Annotated in this window: 10 protein-coding genes; 1 reads left to right on the top strand and 9 read right to left on the bottom strand. The window is 50.3% G+C overall.

Going from position 1 to position 6760, the window contains the following annotated elements; all coding sequences use genetic code 11:
• Nucleotides 1-134 precede the first annotated feature (134 nt).
• Nucleotides 135-260, bottom strand: coding sequence for a hypothetical protein (locus tag E5987_RS13315; protein WP_255453170.1), 126 nt, complete (start codon nucleotides 258-260; stop codon nucleotides 135-137).
• Nucleotides 238-459 (bottom strand): hypothetical protein, encoded by a 222-nt coding sequence (locus tag E5987_RS12200; protein ID WP_160336352.1) that lies wholly within the window; start codon nucleotides 457-459, stop codon nucleotides 238-240. Before E5987_RS12200 ends, E5987_RS13315 begins: the two co-directional genes overlap by 23 nt.
• Before the next feature lie 121 nt (nucleotides 460-580).
• Here E5987_RS12200 and E5987_RS12195 point away from each other — a divergent pair, with 121 nt between their 5' ends.
• Nucleotides 581-1057 carry an AEC family transporter gene (locus tag E5987_RS12195; protein ID WP_160336351.1) on the top strand — a complete coding sequence of 159 codons (477 nt, stop codon included), beginning with the start codon at nucleotides 581-583 and terminating at the stop codon, nucleotides 1055-1057.
• 30 nt (nucleotides 1058-1087) lie between these two features.
• Here the strand turns inward: E5987_RS12195 and E5987_RS12190 are convergent, their stop codons facing one another.
• The 7 genes from E5987_RS12190 to E5987_RS12160 form a co-directional block, all read right to left on the bottom strand.
• Nucleotides 1088-1426, bottom strand: a complete 339-nt coding sequence (locus E5987_RS12190) for a carboxymuconolactone decarboxylase family protein (protein WP_237178841.1) — start codon at nucleotides 1424-1426, stop codon at nucleotides 1088-1090.
• Between the two features lie 28 nt (nucleotides 1427-1454).
• Nucleotides 1455-2030: a flavodoxin family protein gene (locus tag E5987_RS12185; RefSeq protein ID WP_160336350.1), complete on the bottom strand. Its 576-nt coding sequence runs from the start codon at nucleotides 2028-2030 to the stop codon at nucleotides 1455-1457.
• A gap of 35 nt (nucleotides 2031-2065) precedes the next feature.
• Nucleotides 2066-2782, bottom strand: a complete 717-nt coding sequence (locus E5987_RS12180) for a DUF362 domain-containing protein (protein WP_251569769.1) — start codon at nucleotides 2780-2782, stop codon at nucleotides 2066-2068.
• 235 nt (nucleotides 2783-3017) lie between these two features.
• Entirely contained in the window at nucleotides 3018-3437 is a 420-nt protein-coding gene (locus tag E5987_RS12175) for a cyclophilin-like fold protein (RefSeq protein WP_160336348.1), read from the bottom strand.
• 14 nt (nucleotides 3438-3451) lie between these two features.
• Complete coding sequence (locus E5987_RS12170) at nucleotides 3452-4159, bottom strand: GDSL-type esterase/lipase family protein (RefSeq protein ID WP_237178840.1); 708 nt, start codon at nucleotides 4157-4159, stop codon at nucleotides 3452-3454.
• Between the two features lie 342 nt (nucleotides 4160-4501).
• Nucleotides 4502-5704 carry an MFS transporter gene (locus E5987_RS12165; RefSeq protein WP_160336347.1) on the bottom strand — a complete coding sequence of 401 codons (1203 nt, stop codon included), beginning with the start codon at nucleotides 5702-5704 and terminating at the stop codon, nucleotides 4502-4504.
• A 119-nt stretch (nucleotides 5705-5823) separates the two neighbouring features.
• On the bottom strand, nucleotides 5824-6624 hold the full coding sequence (locus tag E5987_RS12160; protein WP_160336346.1) for a 2,3-bisphosphoglycerate-dependent phosphoglycerate mutase: 801 nt from the start codon (nucleotides 6622-6624) through the stop codon (nucleotides 5824-5826).
• Nucleotides 6625-6760 lie beyond the last annotated feature (136 nt).

Here is a 6760-nt window from a genome sequence, read left to right as displayed (position 1 = left end):
CAACGCTGCTGAACAGCCGACAGGCGTGATCGTTCCGCGCGGACAGAAACCGGAAGACGCAGAAAAAGCTGCTGTTGAAGGTAAATAATCCTCGCTAAAGCGTAAGCTGAGTGCCCGCCCGACGGCGGGCATTTTTATGCAAAAAGAGGCCACAGATGCGTCGCTAATGAAGGAGCTCTCTCCTGCATCTTGCGGCCGTATTTCTGCTTCCAGCGCCCCGCATAGAGCGCCTTAATGTCATTGGCAAGAGATCGATACATCGGACTGCGGACTGCGGACTCCGATGCCCAGACGTTTAACCTCATGAACGCCTTCAACCGGAAAGAAATTCAATCGATCAAAACACTCGCGCACGCTCCACAGACTCATCAGCGGAACAATCGTCCAGCCTAAGCCGTTTGATACAGCGCTCGCCAAAGCGCGGGTATTCTCGAGCTGATAACTGACTGAGGACGGCATAGATAAGAGCCTCAGGATCTTCTGCGTTTTTCTCCTGTCATACGAATCTTCTTCGTAGGAAAGGAACGGAATCGCTGTTCGTTGAGAAGCAAATTCAATCGAAAAGAGTTTGGGCAAGAGGATGCAGAAAGTGCTGCTTCAAGTCTTTAAGAATCCGCTCATCATCGCGACACTTTTGGGGCTCTTATTCAATGTCTTCGGTCTTCGTCTTCCTGTTTTTCTGACTGCGTCGCTTAAAAGCCTGGAAAACGCCTCTCTTGCGGCAGGGCTTCTCTGCATCGGCGCTTCTTTAACGCTCCGTGATCTGAAAGCGAAGTTCGCTTTGATTTCCGCATGCATCGTACAAAGACTTCTGATCGTGCCGCTTATCGCCTGGACGGCCGCTCTTGTGTTCGGACTGGATAAATTGTCTTTAGGCGTTCTGGTTCTTTTTGCCGCACTCCCGACGGCCCAATCCTGTTATGTGATGACCGCCTCGATGGGCGGCGATGCGCCCGCTGTCGCCAATGTCACCACAATGCAGACACTCTCGGCGATGCTGACGCTTCCGATTTGGACCGCCTATGTTCTTCTGCCGGCCTCCGGCCTGATTCAATAGGAAGAAGCCGCATCGCCGCCTCAAATTAAATTATTCTTCTTCCGTCCAGACGGTCTTTGCCAAATTAAAGGCGACCCAAGCTTTAGGCCACCCCGCATAAAAGGCCGCATGCGTCAGAATCTCTGCGATTTCCTTTTGCGTGATGCCGTTCTCTTTCGCGGTTTTTAAGTGATACACGAGCGAATTATCCGTAATCCCCTGGGCAATAAGACAAACGATCGTCACAAGGCTTCTGTCGCGCAGTGACAGCAAATCATTGCGGCTCCAAACCTCACCGAAAAGAATATCGTCATTCAGGTGCGCAAATTCCAGCGCAAATGAACCGAGCGCTTGGCGACCTGCTGTTTGAACAATCTTTTTTCCTGCCATGATTCCCTCTGTTTGTGTCATAGACCGTCTACTTTGCCGCTTCATCGTAATGAATACGCTTGAGCCAATCGGCGATCATTGAGCCGGCCGAGGAGGACTGAGACGAACGAATCCAAAGACTGGGAGAATAGAAGTCACCGCCCGGGATCAGGCGCTTTGCGTCACGCTCTACACCGCTGATGCCGCTGCTTGCGCTGGTAACAATGAGGCCGATTTTCTTGCCCGACATATCTTTTCCGTTCTCAAAAAGGAACGTCTGCATGGAAGCCGCCATATTGCTCCACCAGAGCGGCGTCGCGATTATCACAGTGCTGTATTGAGACCAGTCAACCTTAACCGGATCAATCTTCGGATATGAAGCCTCACTATCGGGCTTTTGACGAATCTCCCCGACAAGGTCACTGCCGATCGAGTAGTTGTTCGCCGCGTAATCAATGCCTTTTTGCGCCGGTTCAATCTTGATCTGATCCGCCTTAATTTCTTTAACCAGCGCTGCGGCGATGCGATCTGCATTGCCGGTAAAGCTGTAACTGACAACTAATGTTTTCGCGCAGACGGCTGTCATGCCAAGTCCTAAGGCGCAAGCTGCAACGGTTTTCCACATAGTGCTCTCCTTTTAATAAGATTATTTCTAAAAATTTAGAGTTCGATGAGACGGTAACGGCGATTGCCGCCACCGATTTTTTCCAGGTCTTCTAGCTGCTGAAAGCCTCGGTCAATCTTGATGCGCGGTGAATAAGCGTCATACTGTTGCGGCGTTAAACCGTAAATAAGGTCCGTTGCAGCCTGATCCGCCGCCAAGGGATCAAGCGAACCGACGATGCCCAGATTGCCCTGACGCACCTTGGCCCCTTGCAGCTGCCCAACCCGAATACCGGAAACCACATTGATGAAGAGAAGACGGCTTCCCATCGCATCATGTATGCCCTTGGTCGCATCGGCTAAGCGGCGAAAGAAGCCTGCGTCTCGATGTACGCCTTCTCCATGCACTTGGGTTTTGCCAACCCCGCTTGCCAAACCGATTCCCACGTTCTTGCAGGCGCCTGAAAAACCAGCAAAACTCGGAATCCTAAAGTTGGCCGTTACCGCAACAATGCCGTATTCATTAAGCAGTGCGGTGGGAACGGATATCTTTCGAAGCTCTTGACCGCCGGTGATTGTTACTTCCGTAAACTCATGATCTCTGTCTAGGATATCGAGCTTGTTTCGATCCACACCTTGAGAAGTAATCGCTTTGTAATTACCTTCTGTATTGCCGCGGCCCGCAGGATAAATAGACGCATAGTTGCACTCGACAAATCGACTGTTGAGAATATGCGCCTGAAGTGCCTCCCAAAGCGTTCGATTTGTATCCACATCGTCCCCATGCAATTTAATTCCGGTCCGCTTCCCAGACACTTCAATCCCCGAATCCTCCCGTAAACGGTCATACATCCGAATAAAATTCTCCGGCGTAATGTCTTTTAGAAAGTAAACCCGTGCTTCTGAAATATCAGAAGATGCTGCTTGAGTTTGAGCCAAAGTCTGTTTGAGTGCTGCAGAAAGGGCTAAGACGGAAAGAAGAACTGCTCTTCTCGAAAGAACCGGCATTTTATTTACTCCTCACAGCTCTGATTTCAATCGTCCTATTCGAACTAGACTTGATAATTTCCAGCGCCTGATCGCTGAGTTTGCCAAGAGGAACCAGATCGTTTGACGGACGCCAACCCTTGACAAACACCGCAAGATTCCCCCAAGGGATGTAATAGGTCAAATCTCCTTCTGAAGGAGCACACGACGTAGGTGATGAGCCCAACTTAAGTTTTTGAGGCAGATAGGCGATTCTTTCTGCAGAACCGAAATCCTCGAACTTAAGCCTCAGCGGCATCTGCTCCAAAAGAGAGCAGGCTGCATCATTTACATTGAGTTCTATTGTGCCAGCCTTTTCTCCCAGCTGAACTTCTATCGTTTGGGCTGAGAGTACGCCGCAAGCCATAAGGCCGATTGCTGCGGCTGATGCTTTCAGTTTCATCTCGCTCTCCTGATCTATCGCTCCATAATTGCCTTAACTTTGTCTGCCGCACCGAGCCCAAGCAAACGGTGCTGCTCTTCTGACATGTGTACTCGGTCCATCTGAGCGGGTACTCCTGTGACAAAGTCTCCGGCATTCAAATATTCCGCTCCGATTTCTGCGGTTTTCCTGCGCAAGGCTTCGGGCAATGCTTTCGTAATCGCGTCGGCGCCCTTAAAAAACTCTCCGTAGGCGGTATCGTCCGGCTGATAGATCGGTGCAATGAGAAGCACCTGAGGACTCGGGTACGGTGTGTTTCCGCCCCACCCTTCCCCGCGAATCAGCTCTGTCATACGACCTAAATCGTCTGCGAGCTGATCGGCTACCGTCTTGAACGCTGCCTTCGCATCGTTTGTACCCAGCATGACGATGACCAGATCCAGCGGAAGATTCTCTGACAGAACTGCCGGCAGGGACGTCATACCGTTAAAGAGCGGACAGGGAATCCGGCTTCCGGCTCCAATTCCGGTCCGTTGGTCCCGACAAATTGTCCGTCCGCCGAGCGCATTCACTTCAACTTCATAGCCGGCGCCGAGTTTCTCGGCCATTACTCGAACCCAGGTCTTCTCAACCGGAAGACGGGTTACGCCGACTTTAGGGTCATAAATCCATCCGAAAGTGTTCGAGTCTCCGTAAACAAGGATGCGTTTAGGACGGACTGACTCCGCTGATACTGCCGGCATCGCGGCGCAAAGCGCTGCAAGTCAGGGAAACTGCAGAAAGGATCTTCTATTAATTGTCATCTTCTTCTCCAAGAGACTTTCATCTTAGAAAAGAGGCCGCCCAAAATCCAATACTATTTCTTCATCGGACACCATATAATTTAGGCATAAATCAACCTAATCCTTACAAATATTCATACCTCTGCCGGCTGCAAAAATCGAGAGTTAAAGCTGAGTTGAAGACGAAAACTCACAGGCGGCAAAGACTGAATCCCGCCGCGCAGCAAAAAGAAAACCTCCCGGATTGTTTGATCTTTTCGTCGAATCCGGGAGGCGGTGTTTTCCGATTTGCTTCAGATTAAATTATGAAGAAGGCTGAATATCCTTTACCAGCAGGAGATAAGCCGCGCAAAGCATTGTCACGGCAGACACAATCCAAAAACCGGTTGTAAATTCACCCAGATGGTGCCCAAGGAAGCCAAACGCCATCGGGACAAAGATCGCACCGACGAACGAGAAGAAGTCCACTCCGCCGGTCGCTTCGGCAACCTTGCCCTGCGGCGCCGCTGCGGCGATCTGCGCAAAGAACACGCCGCTCCAGCCCAGCGAGTTAATGCCTAAAAGGAAACTGAAGATTAGAACAACAAATTTAGGCCAGTCTGCCTGGGTAAAACTCAGCACAACCGTAAAGATACCCATGAGAATTCCGCAAAGCGCAAGCACAACCCTTGAGGAATGGATCTTATCGGCCAAAGCGCCCCAAAAAATTCTTCCGAATATTGCCCCAAAATTGCTCACAGCCAGCGCCAAACCGGCGAAAACCAAAGAAAACTTCATGTCCGTCAGAAATACAACCATATACGCAAGGACCGACATCTGCAGTCCCTTGTAAATAATGCTCAGTACTGAGAGTCTGCGCAGCAGCGGATTATCAAGCACCAATTTCAGACTGTCGGCCAAGTGCGTGAGCGATATCGGTTCATCTTTGAACTGGAATGAACTGTCCTGATCTTTTTTAATCCACCGGCTCCACAAAGCCGTCAGCACGCACAGCACCGCGACGAAGGATAAACCGACGCGCCAGCCGAAATGAGTCGTGAGAAAGGGAATCACAAGACCGGAAGCGGCCATGCCGACCGGTCCGGCACACTGCTTCAGAGAAAAGATAATGTTGTATCTGCCTTTCTCGACCTGACGACTCAGCATTGTATTGATAGCCGGCATCAGAGGTCCCTTGGCTAAACCAAGAAGAAAGGCGGAAAAGATAACGATGGATTCCAGCGGCGCCATACACAGGATAACGGCGGCCGCAGCAAAGGCAAGCGCAAATTCAGTGATGTGCGCCGGGCCGTATCGGCGAATAAAATTTCCGCCGACAAGAGAAGAGATACAGGCGCCCACATACATGAAGCCGATGTAAAGACCCGCAAATGTACTGTTGGCCTGAAGCGAGCGAGCAATCTCCGGCGCAATACTCGCCACCGCAGTCCCCATCAGAGAGGAGACAAACTGGATGCCCATTGCCGCAAGGAAAGCTTCTACACCTAGTTGAGTTAGTCCGAACATATTGATTCCTTTTTTCCTTAACTATAGGAAACCAATAAGCTGAACACTCCTCAAAGGGGTTCAATTCAGGCAGAAGCAGAGGGTTTTGGGCACCCGTTCAGAAGAGGACCTGAGTTTCCTTATTTCTTCTCTTCAGAGTCTTTGAGAACCTTACGGCTCAGCACCTTCATGTTCTTATCAAGCTCATAAACAATCGGCTTGCTGTTGCCGATCTCAAGTTTCTGCAGAGCCTTTTCGTCAAGATTCGGTTCGATCCAGCTGGAGAGCGCACGAAGGTTTGTGCTGTGACCCACCACAAGAACCGTCTTTCCGGATTTGATCGCAGGATAAAGCTGATCCGCCCAATAAGGTCCTACACGCGCAATCACGTCTTTAAGACTTTCACCGGCAGGAATGACACTCGGATCTAAGTCGGAGTAACGAGGATCTTTCACCGGAGAGCGAGGATCTTCAACAGACAATGCGGGCGGCGGAACATCAAAGCTTCTTCGCCAGACCTTGACCTGATCATCACCGAATTCCTTGGCGACATCTGCGCGCTTCTTGCCTTCGAGATCGCCATAGCAGCGCTCATTCAAGCGCCAATATTTGCTCATCGGGAGCCATTCTGCAGACATTCCTTTCTGTGCAAGCTGGGCTGTTTCGATCGCGCGTTTCAGCTTGGAAGTATGAACCTCATCAATGGCAACGCCTTCTTTCTTGAGCAGTTCTCCGGCTTTCAGCGCTCCGGCGCGTCCTTTGTCCGTAAGATCAATGTCAGACCATCCGGTAAAACGCTTTTCAAGATTCCATTGGCTTTCGCCGTGGCGCAGAAGAATCAGCTTGTACGCCGCCTCTTCGGCCTGAACAGCATAGGAAAAAGTAAGACACGAAAAACCAACTGCTGCGCCGATAACTGCAGAAATGAGCTTAACTTTCATTATTTTCTCCGAAGTTTGAGGATTGGGTTCAGTCCATTCTAAGACCCGGAGGACAGAAACTGAAAAATTGCAGAACTAGAGAACTAAAAATTTAAAAATCACAAAAAATCATTTTATTTCAGTGGAATAAAATGAT

It is taken from the genome of Parasutterella muris (assembly GCF_009767915.1).
In the GTDB taxonomy this organism is placed as follows: Bacteria; Pseudomonadota; Gammaproteobacteria; order Burkholderiales; family Burkholderiaceae_F; genus Parasutterella; species Parasutterella muris.
The sequence above is the reverse complement of the archived record's forward strand: the minus strand, read 5'-3'. Positions and strand labels throughout refer to the sequence as shown.